Source organism: Pseudaeromonas sharmana (assembly GCF_042649925.1).
Classification (GTDB): domain Bacteria; phylum Pseudomonadota; class Gammaproteobacteria; order Enterobacterales; family Aeromonadaceae; genus Pseudaeromonas; species Pseudaeromonas sharmana.
This window is the reverse complement of record NZ_JBHSAF010000005.1, coordinates 37,753-55,454: the sequence shown is the minus strand read 5'-3', so window position 1 is coordinate 55,454 and position 17,702 is coordinate 37,753. Positions and strand designations below refer to the sequence as shown.

Here is a 17,702-nt window from a genome sequence, read left to right as displayed (position 1 = left end):
TGGCCAATCGCGCCATTCTACAAAAAATGAGGCGCGCAGAGACAAAAAAAGCGGCCCGCAGGCCGCTTTGATGTCAGCAGAAGAGTTAGCGATAGTTTTTGCGGGTGAGCTCCACCACGCGCAACTGTGCCATGGCCTTCGCCAATTCGGCGATGGCTTCGGCATAGTCGACATCGCCGGACTTGCCGTTCATCTTGTCTTCGGCTGCACGCTTGGCTTCCTGAGCCTTGGCTTCATCGATATCCGCAGCACGGATAGCGGTGTCCGCCAGTACTGTCACCGTCTCGGGTTGTACTTCCAGCATACCGCCGGAGATGTACATCACTTCCTCGACACCGTGCAGCTTGATCAGACGCACCAGACCAGGCTTGATGGATGTCAGGAGCGGCGCGTGACCATGACGGATGCCCAGCTCCCCTTCCGCACCTGTGACCTGAACGGATTCAACGCGACCGGAGAACAGCATCTCCTCGGCGCTGACCACATCCAGGTGGAAGGTAATCTCAGCCATAGATCCTCCTGCCCAGGATTACAGTTTCTTGGCCTTCTCGACAACTTCGTCGATGGAACCAACCATGTAGAACGCCTGCTCCGGCAGATCGTCGAACTCGCCGTCCAGAATGCCCTTGAAGCCACGGATAGTGTCCTTCAATGGAACATACTTGCCCGGAGAACCGGTGAACACTTCTGCCACGCTAAACGGCTGGGACAGGAAACGCTCGATCTTACGCGCACGCGCCACAACCAGCTTGTCGTTCTCGGACAGTTCGTCCATCCCCAGAATCGCAATGATGTCCTTCAGCTCCTTGTAGCGCTGCAGTACGGACTGCACACCACGAGCCACATCATAGTGCTCCTGACCAACCACCAGCGGATCCAGCTGACGAGAGGTGGAGTCCAGCGGATCAACGGCCGGGTAGATACCCAGCGCTGCGATTTGACGGCTCAGCGTGACGGTAGAGTCCAAGTGAGCAAAGGTGGTCGCCGGCGACGGGTCAGTCAAGTCGTCCGCAGGCACGTAGACGGCCTGGATCGAGGTGATAGAGCCGCTCTTGGTAGAGGTGATACGCTCTTGCAACGCACCCATTTCCTCGGCCAGCGTCGGTTGATAACCTACCGCAGATGGCATACGACCCAGCAATGCCGAGACTTCGGTGCCCGCCAGCGTGTAACGATAGATGTTGTCGATGAACAACAGAACGTCACGCCCCTCGTCACGGAACTTCTCGGCCATGGTCAGGCCGGTCAGCGCCACGCGCAGACGGTTTCCAGGCGGTTCGTTCATCTGACCGTACACCATGGCAACCTTGTCCAGAACGTTAGACTCCTTCATTTCATAGTAGAAGTCGTTACCTTCACGGGTCCGCTCACCGACACCGGCGAATACTGACAGACCGGAGTGGGCCTTGGCGATGTTGTTGATCAACTCCATCATGTTAACGGTCTTGCCGACACCGGCACCACCGAACAGACCGACCTTGCCGCCCTTGGCGAACGGGCAAATCAGGTCGATAACCTTGATGCCGGTTTCCAGCAGTTCAGTGGTATTGGATTGATCTTCATAGCTCGGCGCAGCACGGTGAATCACCATACGCTCTTCCTCACCGATCGGACCCTGTTCGTCTACCGGTTCGCCCAGCACGTTCATGATACGGCCGAGGGTCGCCTTACCGACCGGCACCTTGATGCCCGCACCGGTGTTGACGACTTCTGCACCGCGGCGCAGACCGTCTGAGGTACCCATGGCGATACAACGGACTACACCGCCGCCGATTTGTTGTTGCACTTCCAGTACCAGACCCTGGGTCTGGCCTTCGCTCACAATCTTCAGTGCATCGTACACCTGAGGTACGGAATCCTGCGGGAACTGAACGTCCACAACAGCACCGATGACTTGAACGATGATACCGTTACTCATGTCAAATCCTCTAAACCTATGAATACCTTAGCCCTAGACCGCTGCCGCACCGGACACGATTTCGGTCAGCTCCTGAGTGATACCGGCCTGACGGGCCTTGTTGTACACCAGTTGCAGATCGTTGATCAGTGTGTCGGCGTTTTCGGTAGCTGACTTCATCGCGACCATCCGGGCCGCTTGCTCGCTGGCCAGGTTCTCGACAACCCCCTGGTACACCTGGGACTCGATGTAACGGCTGAGCAGTTGATCCAGCAGTGCTTTTGGATCCGGCTCGTACAGGTAGTCCCAATGGCGCTTGGCCATCTTGTCATCTTTAGCCTTCGGCAGCGGCAGCAGCTGGTCAACAACAGGTTGCTGCACCATGGTGTTTACAAACTTGTTGTACACCAGATACAGACGATCGATTTCCCCGTTGTCATAGGCCTGCAGCATGACGCGCACCGAGCCGATCAGATCGTTGACGGTCGGGTTGTCACCAAAACCGGAGGCCTGGGCAAGCACCTTGTAGCCAAAGCGACCAAAGAAGCCACTCGCCTTGGAACCCAGCAGAGCCAGACTGGCGTCGGCCCCCTGATCTTTCCACTGCTTCATCGAACCGAGTGTGGCCTTGAACAGGTTGATGTTCAGACCACCGCACAGACCGCGGTCTGTCGATATGATGATGTAGCCCACTCGCTTGGCTTCACGCTCTTCAAGGTAGGGATGCTTGTATTCCAGGTTCCCCAGGGCAATATGACCGATCACCTTGCGCATGCTGACGGCGTAAGGGCGGCTGGAACCCATCCGCTCCTGTACTTTCCGCATCTTGGACGCGGCGACCATCTGCATCGCGCTGGTGATCTTCTGAGTGTTCTTCACACTCCCGATCTTGTTGCGTATTTCTTTCGCGCCGGCCATCTCAAACTCTCCATTCCAGGTGGCTGCACCTTGCAGCCACTATGACTTACCAGGTCTGAGTTGCCTTGAAGCTGTCGAGCAGTGCCGTCAGCTTGGCTACAACATCATCGTTGTAGTCAGCCTGGGCATTGATCTCAGCCATCAGGTCGGCATGCTCGGTGCTGGCATAGGAGAGCAGAGCGGCTTCGAAATCACCAATCTTGTTCAATTCCACGTCGGCAAGATAACCGCGCTCGGCAGCGAACAGTACCAGGGCCTGGTTGGCCACGCTCATCGGCGCATACTGCTTCTGCTTCATCAGCTCGGTAACTTTCTGACCATGGTTCAGCTGGTTACGGGTCGCATCATCCAGATCGGAAGAGAACTGGGCAAATGCTGCCAGTTCACGATACTGAGCCAGAGCAGTACGGATACCGCCGGACAGCTTCTTGATGATCTTGGTCTGCGCCGCACCACCAACCCGCGATACGGAAATACCCGGATCAACTGCCGGGCGGATACCCGCGTTGAACAGCTGGGTCGTCAGGAAGATCTGGCCATCGGTGATGGAGATAACGTTGGTCGGAACGAACGCTGACACGTCACCGGCCTGAGTTTCAATGATCGGCAATGCGGTCAGAGAACCGGTCTGGCCTTTGACTGCCCCCTTGGTGAAAGCCTCAACATACTCTTCGTTGACACGAGCGGCACGTTCAAGCAGACGGGAGTGCAGATAGAAGACGTCACCCGGGAAGGCCTCACGTCCTGGCGGACGACGCAGCAGCAACGAGATCTGGCGATACGCGACGGCGTGCTTGGAGAGGTCATCATAGATGATCAATGCATCTTCACCGCGGTCACGGAAGTATTCGCCCATGGCACAACCGGCATACGGCGCCAGGTATTGCAGCGAGGCGGACTCGGAGGCAGACGCTACCACGACGATGGTGTTCTGCAGCGCCCCGTGTTCTTCCAGCTTGCGCACCACGTTAGCAATGGTGGAAGCCTTCTGACCGATGGCCACATAGATACATTTGATACCAGAGTCTTTCTGGTTAATGATCGCATCGATCGCCAGAGCGGTCTTACCGGTCTGACGGTCACCGATCACCAGTTCACGCTGACCACGACCGATCGGGATCATGGCGTCAACTGCCTTGTAACCGGTCTGGACTGGCTGGGACACCGACTTCCGCGCGATAACGCCCGGTGCAATCACCTCGATCGGTGAAAAGCCGTCGTTATCGACCGGACCCTTACCATCAATCGGCTGGCCCAGCGTGTTGACCACGCGACCCAGCAGACCACGGCCGACCGGCACTTCCAGAATACGTCCGGTTCCCGTCACCTTCTGGCCTTCAGCCAGATCGGCGTACGGCCCCATGACGATGGCGCCGACGGAGTCACGTTCCAGGTTTAACGCCAGGCCATAACGGTTTCCCGGCAGTTCAATCATTTCGCCCTGCATGACATCGGCCAGGCCGTGGATGCGGACGATACCGTCGCTGACGGAAACGATGGTACCTTCGTTCCGCGCTTCGGTTACAACTTCAAATTGCTCGATACGCTTTTTAATCAGCTCGGCAATTTCAGTGGAATTCAGTTGCATGCTCTAATCCCCAATCAAGATTGCAGCGCTTCCGCCAAGCGGTTGAGTTTGCTACGGACACTGGCGTCGATAATCTCGTCACCGGCCTTGATCACCAATCCAGCCATCAAGGCCGGATCCACGGTGCAATTCAGTTTCACGGTGCGACCGTAACGCTTCTCCAGAGAAGCCTGAATTTTGGCCATGTCCGCATCACTCAACGGGCTAGCGGAGGTCACCTCTGCATCGAGCTGCTTGTCGAGCTCGGACTTCAGGGCAACAAACTCTGCCAGCACCGCAGGCAATACACTCAAGCGTCCGTTTTCAGCCATCACCCTCATCAGGTTCTGACCCTTTTCATCCAGCTCGTCACCACAGATGCGCACGAACAGGTCACCCAGTTCACGCGCCGCCAGTGAGCCCTGAAACAGACTTTGCATGGTGTCGTTCTTAGCCACTTCGGCAGCGAACAGCAACATGCCCAGCCACTTGTCCAGAGCCTTGTGCTCGACGGCAAAATCGAACGCCGCTTTGGCGTAGGGGCGAGCAATGGTAGTCACTTCAGACATAGCCCCAAGCCCCCTTACAGTTCTGCAACCAGTTTATCGACCAGCTCGCTGTTGGCAGCCTTGTCGATCTGACGCTCCAGGATTTTTTCGGCACCGGCAACGGCCAACGCGGCCACATGCTTGCGCAGATCTTCTCTGGCACGATTGCGTTCGGCTTCAATCTCGGCCTGAGCTTGCTTGAGGATTTTCTCGCGCTCGCCCATGGCTTCCTGATTGGCCTCATCGATAATCTGGGCACGGCGCTTGTTCGCCTGCTCAATGATCTCTGCAGCCTGTTGCTTGGCTTCCTTGATCTGTTCCATGGCCTTGTTCTGAGCCAAATCCAGATCTTTCTTTGCCCGTTCTGCAGATGAGAGACCGTCAGCAATTTCTTTCTGACGTTTCTCGATGACAGCCAGCAACGGCGGCCATACAAATTTCATGCAGAACCAGACAAAGAGGATGAATGCCAAGGTCTGGCCGAGGATGGTCATATTGATATCCACGACACAACTCCTCTAAGTGGAATAAATTGACACACAGTGTTCAGGAGTCGGTCTTACTTGGCGACAGCGAACATCACGTACATGCCCAGACCGACCGCGATCATCGGGATCGCATCGACCAGGCCCATGACGATAAAGAATTGGGTACGCAGCAGCGGCAGCAGATCCGGCTGGCGAGCCGCACCCTCAAGGAACTTACCACCCAGCACACCGATACCGATAGCAGCACCGATAGCAGCCAAACCCATCATCAGACCAGCAGCAATAAACAGCATCTCCATGATTTATCTCCAAATTTCAGAAAAAAACGCTAAATATCAGTAAAAGGAATCAATGTTCTTCATAGGCCATCGACAGATATACGATCGTCAATACCATGAAAATGAACGCTTGAAGTGTGATCACCAGAATGTGGAAGATGGCCCAGGGTACGTTGAGGAACCATTGCGACCACCACGGCAACATCGCAGCGATAAGGATGAAAATCATCTCACCAGCATACATGTTGCCGAACAACCGCAGACCCAGCGAGACCGGTTTGGCCAACAGGGTTACGGTTTCCAGAATGAAGTTAATTGGCACAAACGCCCAATGGTTGAACGGGGTCATCGTCAGTTCCTTAACGAAACCGGATACGCCTTTCATCTTGATGCTGTAGAAAAAGATCAGGAAGAAGACACCCAGAGCCATGGACAAGGTGATATTAACGTCAGCGGAAGGGACCACTCTCAGATACGGAATGCCCAATATTTGTGCTGTATGAGGCAGATAGTCGATAGGCCACAAGTCCATCACGTTCATCAGGAAGACCCAAACAAAGATGGTCAACGCCAATGGGGCAATCAACTTGCTCTTGCCGTGAAAGATCCCTTTTACGGTGTCATCCACGAATTCGACAACCAGCTCAACAAAGCACTGCAACTTACCTGGCACACCGCTGGTTGCTTTAACGGCAACACGGCGGAACAACCAGATAAATAAGGCACCCAAGACCACGGAAAATACCATGGAGTCGATATTTACCGCCCAGAAGCCCGAGCCTACTTGCAGATGGTGCAAGTGGTGGGAGATATACTCCTGCGGAGTAAGCAGTTCTCCTGTTGCAGCCATGAGTTTTCCTAGTAACGGTTGTTGAGTGTTAACGAAATAATCCACTGTGAACACAGGGCCAATCCGTAGGTGACAAACATGGGAACATGCTGTACCTCCAGAAACTTGAAGGTCACCCCAAACAATACCAGGGTAGCCACCAGCTTGGCACCGGCGCCACAGTAGATGTCCCACAACACCAATCCAACATTCAGGTCGTCCGCTTTACGCGCACTGCCTATCCAGCTGTAAAGAAGTTGGGGCACCCAGTAAATTCCACCCCCAACGAGGGCAGAATAAGCCGCCACACCACTACCCAGTAACCACCAGGCCAGTGAGATGAGGGCTATCAAAAAAAGCTGAACGACAAGGACAGTCCATGCCAGCGTTTGCACACTCATAGATGAACTGCTGCCCATCAGCTTTCTCCGATTCTTCGACGCGCTTGCAAAACAGGCGCTTTAATAACATAAAAATAACAATTTCACAGCCCCTCAATAACCGCGATTATAAGGTGTTAAATAGATGTAACTATTTGCTGTGTAATGGTTTTTTATGATGAATCAACATAGCCCAACCACCAGCTAAAAACCAGCAAATTGTGAGCTGGCTCATGCTGTGTTGACGCTTTATTCAGCGTTCTATTTCGGGAAAAGTACCTAACAACAAACCAGGCATCTGGTTCAGAGATCCGTTTCCACCTCAGCGTAGCTAAAAAAACGGGGAATCCACGGATTCCCCTTCTTCTTTTTTACTGCAGCCCGAAACACTTCAAAAGCTGCTGCAGTTGATCTTTGTTCTCAAATGAGACGGTGATTTTGCCCTTATCCTGACCAGAGGTGACAATTCGGGTCGCCATCCCCAATCGCGAGGCAACAGCCTGCTCCCAATGCTGCAACGTAGGTGATTGAGGCTTGTCTGCAACGGGCGGCTTGGGATGCAGTAACTTCTGCACCAAGCGCTCCGTCTCACGCACCGTCATCGCTTTCTGGGCCACCTGGCGGGCGAGTTCTGTCTGTACCGCGCCATCCAGTGCCAATAGCGCTCGAGCATGGCCCATCTCCAGATCACCGTGCTCGACCAGTCGTTTGACATCCTCATTGAGCTGATTCAACCGCAACAGGTTGGACACTGCACTACGGGATTTGCCTACCGCCTCGGCCACCTGCTGATGCGTGAGTTCAAACTCCATCATCAGCCGCTGCAACGCGGCCGCTTCCTCAATCGCATTCAAATCCTCGCGCTGGATATTCTCGATCAGCGCGATAGCAACAGCGGCATTATCTTCAACGTCCTTGACCAGACAAGGTACGGTTTCCAACTTGGCCAACTGACTGGCACGCCAACGACGTTCACCGGCAATGATCTCGTAGCGTTGCTCGGCAACCTTGCGGACCACGATAGGCTGAATCACGCCCTGGGCACGAATCGAACTGGCAAGTTCCTCAAGCGCCTCCTGGGACATATCTTTGCGTGGCTGGTATTTGCCGGGCTGCAAGGTGTTCAACGGCAACTGGCGTAACTCACCGTGCTGGTCGTGATCCAGGGCTTGCTCATCGCGCATATCGTTCAGTAACTGTTTCTGACGGGCAGCAGTGCTGGTTCCCAGCAACGCCTCCAAACCTTTACCGAGTCCGCGTTTTTTTGGTGTCATGATGCTTCCCGAACTCAAGCCGATGCGTGAGCGCTCTGCTCTTCGCGCCGCAGAATTTCACCCGCCAGAGCCAAATAAGCCTTGGCTCCGACAGAACTCTTGTCGTAATACATGGCAGGCGTACCGAAACTCGGGGCCTCGGCCAGACGCACATTGCGCGGGATTACGGTGCGATACACCTTATCGCCAAAATGTTGTTTCAGCTGATCGGACACATCATTCGATAACCGATTTCGGTGATCGAACATGGTACGCAATATGCCCTCTATCTTCAGATTCGGATTGACGACAGCAACCAGCTTACTGATGGTATCAACCAGGGCCGTCAGCCCTTCAAGGGCAAAATATTCGCACTGCATCGGCACAATGACGGAGTCCGCGGCGGACATGGCATTGACCGTTAGCAGATTCAGTGACGGCGGACAATCGATGAAGATGTAATCATACTGTTCGCGAATAGCGGCCAGAGCGTTGCGCAAACGGATTTCGCGCGCAAAAAATTCCAGCAGTCGAATTTCGGCCGCGGTGACATCCTGGTTGGCAGCCACCAGATGATATCCCCCGGCAGTCTCGGTGATGATCACCTCGCGAGCGGGTATCTCATCAACCAGCAGCTCATATGCCGTCCGTTCGACATCATACTTGTCGACACCGCTGGCCATGGTGGCATTGCCCTGCGGATCCAGATCGATCACCAGAACCCTGCGCCGCGTTGCGGCCATGGAGGCGGCCAGATTGACACAAGTAGTGGTTTTTCCTACCCCGCCTTTCTGGTTTGCAATGGCGATAATCTTACCCACAAAACTCCCCTGAATTACTTAACTTATTGTTTACTAATGATAATAAGGTGTCGTTCACCCTCAAGCTCCGGCACATGCAAGGCGTGGCTGTTCAGCATGGAAAAACCATCCGGCAACCGGGTGAGCTCCTCTGCGGGGTAAACCCCCTTGAGTGCCAGGAAACAACCTTGAGGGGCTGGTAGATGATGGCACCACTGTAACATGTCATTCAACGAAGCAAAGGCCCGGCTCAGTACGCCGTCAAAACCTGCGTCATCCTGATAATCCTCAACGCGAGATTGAACGGGAGTGACATTGGAGATGCCGAGTTCGAGGATGGCCTGGCGGATAAAACGGATGCGCTTGCCGAGGCTATCGAGCAGAACAAACTGTTTGTCCGGATTGGCTATGGCGAGCGGTAGACCCGGTAACCCAGGCCCGGTACCCACATCGATAAACCGCCGCCCCTGGAGGAAGGGAGAGACCACCAGACTATCGAGGATATGCTTGACCAGCATGGCCTCCGGCTCTCTGACCGACGTCAGATTGTAAGCCTTGTTCCACTTGTGCAGCAACCCGACGAGCCCGAGCAGTTGTTGTTTCTGCTGAACGGACAACGCAATCGAGGTCTGCGCCAACAGCGTATTAAAACGGTTTTCCAGAGACATCTTAAGCACTCTTGCGCAGCAAACCGCGCTTTTTCAAATAAACCAACAGGATGGATATAGCCGCCGGGGTTATGCCGGAGATGCGGCTGGCCTGACCTATGGTCGCAGGACGCGCATCGTTCAACTTGATGCGCACCTCGTTGGACAGCCCGGGAACATCGGCGTAATCCAGATCCGCTGGCAACAAGGTGTTCTCGTTGCGCAGCTGTTTGTCGATCTCATCCTGTTGACGATCGATATAACCGGCATATTTGACCTGGATTTCAACCTGTTCTGCCGCTTGATCCATCGGGATCCGCGGGCCGAGCGCCTCGATCTGCATCAGCGCATCGTAGGTGACCTCAGGACGACGCAACAGCTCTTCAAGGCAATGTTCCCGCGTCAACGGGGTCTGCACCAAGGCATTGACGGCTGCAATGCAATCGGACGAGGGATTAACCCAGGTGGTACGCAGGCGCTGTTGTTCCTGCTCAATCTGTTCCAGCTTGGTGTTGAAGTGAGCCCAGCGGACATCATCAACCAGACCCAATTCCCGTCCCAAAGCAGTCAATCGCAGATCGGCGTTGTCTTCCCGCAACAGCAACCGGTATTCGGCACGGCTGGTGAACATGCGGTAGGGCTCTTTGGTCCCCAGCGTCGAGAGATCGTCCATCATGACGCCGATGTAGGCCTGATCACGACGCGGCGACCAAGGATCCTTGTCCTGCGCTCGCAACGCAGCATTGATCCCTGCCAGCAGACCTTGCGCGGCCGCTTCCTCGTATCCCGTGGTGCCATTGATCTGACCGGCAAAAAACAGGTTCTGCAAGTGGCGGTTTTCCATGTTTGGCTGCAGATCGCGAGGATCGAAGTAGTCATATTCAATGGCATAGCCAGGACGAACAATGTGAGCCTGTTCGAATCCCTTCATCGAGCGGATGATCTGCACCTGGACGTCAAACGGCAAACTGGTGGAGACCCCGTTTGGATAAAGCTCATGAGAACTGAGGCTCTCCGGTTCGATGAATATCTGATGCGAAGAACGATCAGCAAATCGCATCACCTTGTCTTCGATGGAGGGGCAATAGCGTGGACCAATCCCTTCGATGACTCCGGCGTACATGGGGCTGCGATGCAAATTCTGACGAATCACATCGTGCGTCTGTTCATTGGTATGGGTAATAAAACAGGGAACCTGGCGGGGATGTTGTTCTGCCTTGCCCAAAAATGAAAACACAGGGACCGGAGTATCTCCGGGTTGTTGCTGCAGTACAGAGAAGTTGACACTGCGGCCATCAATGCGTGGCGGTGTCCCGGTTTTCAGACGGCCAATCCGTAATGGGAGTTCACGCAGACGCTCGGCAAGCGTCACTGAAGCCGGATCTCCGGCTCGTCCACCGCGGTAATTCTCCATGCCAATGTGAATCAGACCATTCAGGAAGGTTCCGGCAGTCAAAACCACAGTCTTGGATTGAATGCGAATGCCAGCTTGGGTGATCACCCCACAGACACGCGATCCATCCAGGATCAAGTCATCGCAGGCCTGCTGGAACAGTGTCAGATTGGGATAGTTTTCCAGCATGTTGCGGATCACCTGCTTGTACAACAGACGATCCGCTTGCGCTCGGGTGGCACGTACTGCCGGCCCTTTGGATGAATTCAGTGTCCGAAATTGGATCCCGGCCAGATCGATAGCCTGCGCCATCACGCCGCCCAGAGCATCCACTTCCTTGACCAGGTGACCTTTCCCGATCCCGCCAATCGCCGGATTACAGGACATCTGGCCTAATGTCTCTATGTTGTGGGTCAACAGCATGGTCTTCATTCCCATGCGCGCAGCTGCCGTCGCCGCTTCGGTTCCGGCATGGCCTCCACCGACAACGATCACATCAAACTGCTCATGGTATTGCATAGGATCACCTCAAAACGAACGCATGGATCAATGGCCAAAAGGCGGATCATTCTAACGGCTAGCGACGAGAAGGAAAACGGGATCTTGTTTATAAGGGAAACGAGATGATCCGCGCTTATAGATCATGAGATCTTTGGATCGATCTTTTATTGGATCTGCTATTAGGATCCGTCGATCCTGTGAGTAAGCCTTTTTTGATCTGAATGATCAGGATCTTAGGGACGATCGATTCCTGTGATCTTCACGGGATCCAGCGCCGGGAACCCGAAGATAACTCGGCTTGTTATACACAGGGCTTCGCGGCGGTAAATCTCATCAAGAGGATAACTAATGGTTAAACAGAGGTTTTAAGATAACTTATCAACATTATTGTGTTTGTTGTTCATCTCCTGTTGGTAACATGGGGGAAGCGTCAGGATCCTGTTTGCGATATGTGGATAAGCCGGCAGCCCACCAAGCTGCCGGTGTAGAGAGAGATTCAGCGCGGCTAGCTGGCTAACAGAGGTAACCACTCCTGTAACCAGAGATCTGCGGCATCTTCCGGGATGTCGTGCCGGGTCACATCGATGTCAAAGCGTGCGCCCAGAGGTTGCGCATGACACTGTGCCAGCAAGCGTTCCATCTGTTTTCCCCCTTCACAGAAGGTATCGTAGTTACTGTCACCTAAGGCGACGACGCTGAAAAAGCCATGGCTGAAATCCGGATGCTGGCTTGCCAGCTGATCCGCAAAGGGCTTCAGATTATCAGGCACCTCGCCTGCTCCGTGAGTCGAGGTGACCACCAGCAAGACGTCGTCTTGGAGGAATGTCAGATCGTCAAGGTTTGCCGGATTGTGGATCTGACAGCGGTGGCCGGCGGTGGTCACTTGGCTGGCGATATGCTCGGCAACATATTCGGCTGCGCCCAGCGTTGATCCGACGATAAGGTGAATCTGCGCCATGAACGTGTCTCTCCTGTTTATGGGGGTAAAGGCAATCGCATCAAAAGAAAAAGGAGCCTTGTGGGCTCCTTTTTGGGGTATCCAATCGGTGGCACCGACAGGAACTATACGCGACGCTTGAATTCGCCGGTACGGCTGTCGATTTCGATCTTGTCGCCGATCTTGACGAAGTCAGAGACAGAGATGGTGTAATCGGTGCCCTTGAGCTTGGCTGGCTTGGTGACCTTGCCAGAAGTGTCGCCGCGAACAGCCGGTTCAGTGTATTCGACTTCACGGACGATCGTGGTTGGCAGTTCAACAGAGATGGCCTTGCCGTTATAGAAGGTGACTTCGCAGACATCTTCCATACCATCAACGATGAAGTTCAGAACATCGCCCAGGTTTTCCTTCTCGACGTCATACTGGTTGTATTCGGTGTCCATGAAGACAAACATCGGATCGGCGAAGTAGGAGTAGGTGCACTCCTTGCGTTCGAGTTGAACGACTTCCATCTTGTCATCGGCCTTGAATACCGTTTCGGTACCAGCGCCGGACAGCAGGTTCTTCAGCTTCATTTTTACTACAGCGGCATTACGACCGGATTTGTTGAATTCGGTCTTCAGAACGACCATAGGGTCGTTACCGAACATAATAACGTTGCCTGCGCGGATTTCCTGAGCGGTTTTCATTTGGATCGTTTCCTGTATTGAACAGTGATTTCGTAAAAAACGGGCTATTTTAGCCGGTTTTCGCAGAAAATCACCAGTCGGCTGGCTAAATCTCCTCCAGCCAGCGCCTGCCGCGGCCACTCGGCGGCGTGTTTTTGCCATTCTGGCCAGCAGGACATCACTTCTTTCCAGGCAGAAACGGCGGATTCTCCGTCTCCAGCATCGTAGGCATGGCTGAGCGCTGTGATCGCCTGCCGGCACGGGGCGCTCAGCGTTGCACAGTAACGCTGCAAGAAGGCATCGAGTTTATCCAGGTGTGCCGCTTCCTGTTGTGGATAGATGTGCCAGATAAAAGGCCTGGCGGCCCACTGGGCCCGAAGGAATGAATCCTCTCCCCGAACCAGATTCAGATCGCAGCTCCAGAGTAACTGGTCATAACCGGGTTGATCTGTCATCGGCAGAATATGGATCGTCAGGGCACCCTGTTGCCAATGCAGTCCGGGAGCGGCGTTGGGGATCAGATCTGCCAATGAAATCAATGATCGTCCCTGTGGTATCAGGCAGACGATGGGCTGTGCTGCTTGCTGCCAGTGCTGGATCAAGGCTGGCAAGGCGGTACTTTCATAAGTAAAGAGACTCAAGAACAGGCTGTTCTCGGCGGCGGGGGGCAAACCGAGCTCCGCCAGCCACTGTTGGCGGAGGCTGGTCGCTGCTTGCCATCGTTCGCGCTGGAGACGCAGTGAACGCTCACATATCAGCCCGCCGCTACGCTCACTGAACCCGGGAAAGAAGAAGAACTTGTTCAGTCCCTGCTGACGAGAAGGTAAGCCGTGACAGTCATCAATCCACGCTTCGGCAGTCAAGTATTCTAGGTTGATCCACAGTGGAGGCTGCTGACGTTGCTGCATGGCCTCGATTTGGCGGCTCGGCAAAGTACAGGCGAACGCCTCGATGACGATGTCTGCCAACTGGGGATCGGCATGGAAATCGAGCGGCCAGAGCCGGATGTCTACCCCTTGGCACACTTGCTGTGGGCGCGTCGGATCCAGAGCGCGACAAATTCGGGCAAAACTGTTCAGGTCGTCGACCCAAAGGCGGACCTGTTGATCGTGTTCATCCACCAACTGACGTGCCAGCCGCCAAGTGACACCTATGTCACCATAGTTATCTACAACGGTGCAGAAAATATCCCAGAGTCTGACTGCTGACATGCCGTATCTCGCGAACGTGGATTGGCGGCGTTTATACCTTATGGATGCCCCGGTGACCAGTATCGCATCCATCGCTAGATGGTTACTTTCTCAGCTATAATGCACGCCCTCGATGTTGTTCTGTTGTCAATGGATCTGTCATGCAAGCCAATCTGATGCTGTTAGCTGCCGCCGCGATTTGGGGATTCGGGTTTGTCGCCCAACGTCTCGGGATGGATTTTCTCGAGCCTTTTGCCTTCAATGGCGTACGTTTTTTGCTCGGCAGCCTGTCGCTGTTGCCGCTAATCTGGTGGTTTTCAAGACGGCCATCCGGCGCTCAGGATGATCGCCAGGGATCCCTCATCAAGGCGGGCTGCATCGCCGGTGGCTTGTTGTTTGTGGCTGCGACACTGCAACAGGTCGGCTTGTTGTATACCACGGCTGCAAAGGCGGGCTTTATTACCGGACTGTATTTGATTCTGGTGCCCATTCTGGGGTTATTGCTGCGTCACAGCAGTGGCCTGATGACCTGGCTGGGTGCCGTGCTGGCCGTGGTCGGTCTGTACCTGCTCAGTATCAATGAGGATTTCAGCATGTCATTCGGTGACCTGCTGCAATTTATTGGCGCCTTGTTCTGGGCCATGCACATTCTGGTGATCGGCCACTACAGCGGTCGTATCAGTCCGTTGCCCTTGTCGGCCGTGCAGTTTCTGGTGTGTGGCTTGCTGAGTGTTGCGGTCTCTTTCTGTATCGAGTCGCCAACATGGGCCGCTGTAGCTGCCGGGTGGCAACCGGTACTGTATGCTGGCTTGGTCAGTGTGGGCGTGGCCTATACATTGCAGGTGGTTGGACAGAAGAGTGCCAATCCGGCCCATGCGGCGATTATACTGAGTCTGGAGTCTGTCTTTGCCGCTATCGGCGGTGTCTGGCTGCTAGATGAAAGCCTTAGTCTGCGCGCCTGGATTGGTTGCAGTCTGATGTTGGCGGGCATGTTGTTATCGCAGGTCAAGTGGCAATCCGCTTCGGTTGCTACAACGGGAGAGTGCAGTAATGGGTGATGCAAAAGCAGTCTGGCGGTTGAGCGATCTGGTTCAGCCGTTGCTGGGGTTAATATTGCTGATTGCGCTGGTGATCTCCGTGGGGGCTATCATGGCGCCGTTTTTGGCGGCGATTACCTGGGCCATTATTCTGGTCTCCGCGACCTGGGCACCGTTCCAGTGGTTGTCTGATCGTCTCGGCGGGCGTGATGCACTGGCCGCGACCCTGATCGTGTCAGCGATGTTGTTGTTCATTCTGGTCCCCCTGTTATTGGCTTCAGTGGATTTTGCCCAACAGTTGAACCATCTGGCACGAGCCATTCCCGAGCACGTTCAAGCCGGCTTGCCCGAGCTACCACAATGGATCGGCGGCTTGCCGTTGGTGGGCTCCTGGGCTAGCGAGCAGTGGCTGGCATTGCAGAATCAGGATTTCCAGATTCTTTCCCAGCTCAAGGGTCTGGTTGCGCCGACGGCTAAAATCATGCTGAGCATGGCGGGTGCCATAGGTGGTGGTCTGGTGATGTTGTTGTTGAGTATTTTGATCGCCGGAGTGCTGTATGCCGAAGGGGAGAAACTGCATGCCTGGGTGGTGCAGTTCAGTCGCCGTATTGCCGGTGCAGCAGGTGAAAACCTGCTGACCATCAGCAACAGCACCATCCGTGGCGTCGTATACGGGTTTATCGGTGCCGCAGTTGCGCAAGGGGCGTTGGCCTGGTTTGGTCTGGCGATTGCGGGCGTGCCGAATGCACTGAGTGTCGGCTTGCTAGTCTGTCTGGTATCGGTGATTCCGGGAGGTCCCCCGCTGATCGGCTTCATCGCCGCCTATTGGTTGTATAAGCAGGGAGCGACTGTGTGGGCCGGGTTTTTGGTGGTCTGGTTCCTGTTCGCCGTCGGTACGATTGACAATGTCGTCAAATCTCTGGTGATCGGCCGCAATAGTCCGTTACCACTCACATTGATTCTGTTTGGTGTCATCGGTGGTGCGGTCAGTTTCGGCATGCTTGGTGTGTTCCTGGGGCCGACGCTATTGGCACTTTTTTATACGCTGGTTCGAAACTGGGTGCGTCAGTCGACGCGCGAACAGCTAGCCAGTGTGCCGCCAGAGCCGGCAAAACTGCCAGACGAAACATGATGAAACAAGGCTGCCTGTTGGCAGCCTTGTTTTTTAAGGCAACCATGCTGATATGATGCTGGCCTGAACACTGGCATGACCACAAGGAGCTTGCATGTCTAACGTGACCATTTACCACAACCCCGAGTGCGGCACGTCGCGCAACACATTGGAGATGATTCGCAATAGTGGGGAAGAGCCCAAGGTTATTCTTTACCTGCAGACGCCTCCATCGCGGGAGGAGTTAGTCGCCTTGATTGCGGCGATGGGAATCTCGGTGCGCGAACTGCTTCGTACCAATGTGGCACCCTATGCCGAATTGGGTTTGGATGATCCCCAGTGGCAGGACGAACAGCTCATCGATGCCATGCTGGCTCATCCGCTACTGATCAATCGGCCGATCGTGGTTACCCCGATAGGAACACGGCTGTGTCGCCCATCCGAAAAGGTGCTGGATATACTGCCGCAGCAACAGCTGGGGGCATTTGCCAAAGAGGATGGTGAGCCTGTAGTGGGAGCGGATGGTCAGCGACTGATCTAACCTGGCAACGGCGGGATGTCGGCCGGGATCTCCCGGCCGGTTGATTATTTAACCCATAGGGCTGAGTGTGATGGTGACGCGACGGTTTTGCGCCTTGCCACTTTCGGTCGTATTGCTGGCGACTGGTTGATCCGGGCCAACCCCCGTCATGCTCAGGCGTGATGCGTCGACCCCTTGCGTGATCAAGTTGGTGCCCACACTGTCGGCTCTTTGTTGTGACAGACGCATGTTCAGTTGCCGTGTTCCGCTGCTGTCGGTGTGTCCGACGATATTGACTCGAGTCTCTTCGTACTCTTTCAGGACCATGGCCACGCCGCTCAGCGTTTGGGCCCCTGCGGGCTTCAACTGACTGGAGTTGCTGTCGAAGGTGACGTTGTTCGGCATGTTCAGCACGATCTGATCGCCATTTCGGCTGACGGTTACGCCGGTACCTTTCATCTTTTGCCGAAGTTTGGCTTCCTGAACATCCATGTAGTAACCGATGCCGCCACCCAGTGCCGCGCCGGATGCAGCGCCAATCAGGGCGCCCTTGCCCCGATCTTTCTTTGAGGATGACAATACGCCCACCAAGGCCCCGGTTGCTGCGCCGATGGCTCCACCCTTGACCGCGCTGGAGGTCTGTTCTTCACCGGTATACGGATTGATGGTGGTACAGCCCGTGACCGTAATGGCGGCGGCCAACGCGGTTATCAGTATGCGATGTGCAGTCATGTTATTAC

20 protein-coding genes are annotated in these 17,702 nt (G+C 54.8%); 3 read left to right on the top strand and 17 right to left on the bottom strand.

Annotation, left to right across the window (positions count from 1 at the left end; all coding sequences use genetic code 11):
• Window positions 1-85 precede the first annotated feature (85 nt).
• The 16 genes from ACFOSS_RS06200 to earP form a co-directional block, all read right to left on the bottom strand.
• Window positions 86-511, bottom strand: coding sequence for a F0F1 ATP synthase subunit epsilon (locus ACFOSS_RS06200; RefSeq protein ID WP_377151292.1), 426 nt, complete (start codon window positions 509-511; stop codon window positions 86-88).
• Between the two features lie 18 nt (window positions 512-529).
• Entirely contained in the window at window positions 530-1,918 is a 1,389-nt protein-coding gene (atpD, locus tag ACFOSS_RS06195; RefSeq protein WP_377151291.1) for a F0F1 ATP synthase subunit beta, read from the bottom strand.
• 33 nt (window positions 1,919-1,951) lie between these two features.
• Window positions 1,952-2,815, bottom strand: coding sequence for a F0F1 ATP synthase subunit gamma (atpG, locus tag ACFOSS_RS06190; protein WP_377151290.1), 864 nt, complete (start codon window positions 2,813-2,815; stop codon window positions 1,952-1,954).
• A 46-nt stretch (window positions 2,816-2,861) separates the two neighbouring features.
• A complete protein-coding gene (gene atpA / locus ACFOSS_RS06185; RefSeq protein ID WP_377151289.1) occupies window positions 2,862-4,403 on the bottom strand; it encodes a F0F1 ATP synthase subunit alpha in 1,542 nt (513 codons plus the stop codon).
• Window positions 4,404-4,417: 14 nt separating this feature from the next.
• Complete coding sequence (atpH, locus tag ACFOSS_RS06180; protein ID WP_377151287.1) at window positions 4,418-4,951, bottom strand: F0F1 ATP synthase subunit delta; 534 nt, start codon at window positions 4,949-4,951, stop codon at window positions 4,418-4,420.
• Between the two features lie 14 nt (window positions 4,952-4,965).
• Window positions 4,966-5,436: a F0F1 ATP synthase subunit B gene (gene atpF / locus ACFOSS_RS06175; RefSeq protein ID WP_377151286.1), complete on the bottom strand. Its 471-nt coding sequence runs from the start codon at window positions 5,434-5,436 to the stop codon at window positions 4,966-4,968.
• Between the two features lie 53 nt (window positions 5,437-5,489).
• Window positions 5,490-5,717 (bottom strand): F0F1 ATP synthase subunit C, encoded by a 228-nt coding sequence (gene atpE, locus ACFOSS_RS06170; RefSeq protein WP_015880175.1) that lies wholly within the window; start codon window positions 5,715-5,717, stop codon window positions 5,490-5,492.
• Between the two features lie 49 nt (window positions 5,718-5,766).
• Window positions 5,767-6,546: a F0F1 ATP synthase subunit A gene (gene atpB, locus ACFOSS_RS06165; protein WP_377151285.1), complete on the bottom strand. Its 780-nt coding sequence runs from the start codon at window positions 6,544-6,546 to the stop codon at window positions 5,767-5,769.
• Between the two features lie 8 nt (window positions 6,547-6,554).
• Complete coding sequence (locus tag ACFOSS_RS06160; protein ID WP_377151284.1) at window positions 6,555-6,926, bottom strand: ATP synthase subunit I; 372 nt, start codon at window positions 6,924-6,926, stop codon at window positions 6,555-6,557.
• Window positions 6,927-7,276: 350 nt separating this feature from the next.
• Complete coding sequence (locus ACFOSS_RS06155; RefSeq protein ID WP_377151283.1) at window positions 7,277-8,179, bottom strand: ParB/RepB/Spo0J family partition protein; 903 nt, start codon at window positions 8,177-8,179, stop codon at window positions 7,277-7,279.
• Window positions 8,180-8,193: 14 nt separating this feature from the next.
• Window positions 8,194-8,979, bottom strand: a complete 786-nt coding sequence (locus ACFOSS_RS06150) for a ParA family protein (protein ID WP_377151281.1) — start codon at window positions 8,977-8,979, stop codon at window positions 8,194-8,196.
• 23 nt (window positions 8,980-9,002) lie between these two features.
• Window positions 9,003-9,626 carry a 16S rRNA (guanine(527)-N(7))-methyltransferase RsmG gene (gene rsmG, locus ACFOSS_RS06145; protein WP_377151279.1) on the bottom strand — a complete coding sequence of 208 codons (624 nt, stop codon included), beginning with the start codon at window positions 9,624-9,626 and terminating at the stop codon, window positions 9,003-9,005.
• 1 nt (window position 9,627) lies between these two features.
• Complete coding sequence (gene mnmG, locus ACFOSS_RS06140) at window positions 9,628-11,517, bottom strand: tRNA uridine-5-carboxymethylaminomethyl(34) synthesis enzyme MnmG (protein ID WP_377151278.1); 1,890 nt, start codon at window positions 11,515-11,517, stop codon at window positions 9,628-9,630.
• 487 nt (window positions 11,518-12,004) lie between these two features.
• On the bottom strand, window positions 12,005-12,457 hold the full coding sequence (gene mioC / locus ACFOSS_RS06135; protein ID WP_377151277.1) for an FMN-binding protein MioC: 453 nt from the start codon (window positions 12,455-12,457) through the stop codon (window positions 12,005-12,007).
• Between the two features lie 104 nt (window positions 12,458-12,561).
• A complete protein-coding gene (efp, locus tag ACFOSS_RS06130) occupies window positions 12,562-13,125 on the bottom strand; it encodes an elongation factor P (RefSeq protein WP_377151276.1) in 564 nt (187 codons plus the stop codon).
• Window positions 13,126-13,169: 44 nt separating this feature from the next.
• A complete protein-coding gene (earP, locus tag ACFOSS_RS06125; protein WP_377151275.1) occupies window positions 13,170-14,315 on the bottom strand; it encodes an elongation factor P maturation arginine rhamnosyltransferase EarP in 1,146 nt (381 codons plus the stop codon).
• 140 nt (window positions 14,316-14,455) lie between these two features.
• Between earP and ACFOSS_RS06120 the strand changes: the two genes are divergently transcribed.
• The 3 genes from ACFOSS_RS06120 (at window position 14,456) to arsC (ending at window position 16,983) form a co-directional block, all read left to right on the top strand.
• On the top strand, window positions 14,456-15,352 hold the full coding sequence (locus tag ACFOSS_RS06120; protein WP_377151274.1) for a DMT family transporter: 897 nt from the start codon (window positions 14,456-14,458) through the stop codon (window positions 15,350-15,352).
• Entirely contained in the window at window positions 15,345-16,463 is a 1,119-nt protein-coding gene (locus ACFOSS_RS06115; protein WP_377151273.1) for an AI-2E family transporter, read from the top strand. Before ACFOSS_RS06120 ends, ACFOSS_RS06115 begins: the two co-directional genes overlap by 8 nt.
• Before the next feature lie 94 nt (window positions 16,464-16,557).
• Entirely contained in the window at window positions 16,558-16,983 is a 426-nt protein-coding gene (gene arsC, locus ACFOSS_RS06110) for an arsenate reductase (glutaredoxin) (RefSeq protein WP_377151271.1), read from the top strand.
• Between the two features lie 48 nt (window positions 16,984-17,031).
• On the opposite strand, the gene ACFOSS_RS06105 is transcribed toward arsC, so the two are convergent.
• Window positions 17,032-17,694, bottom strand: coding sequence for an OmpA family lipoprotein (locus ACFOSS_RS06105; protein ID WP_377151270.1), 663 nt, complete (start codon window positions 17,692-17,694; stop codon window positions 17,032-17,034).
• Window positions 17,695-17,702: the final 8 nt, after the last annotated feature.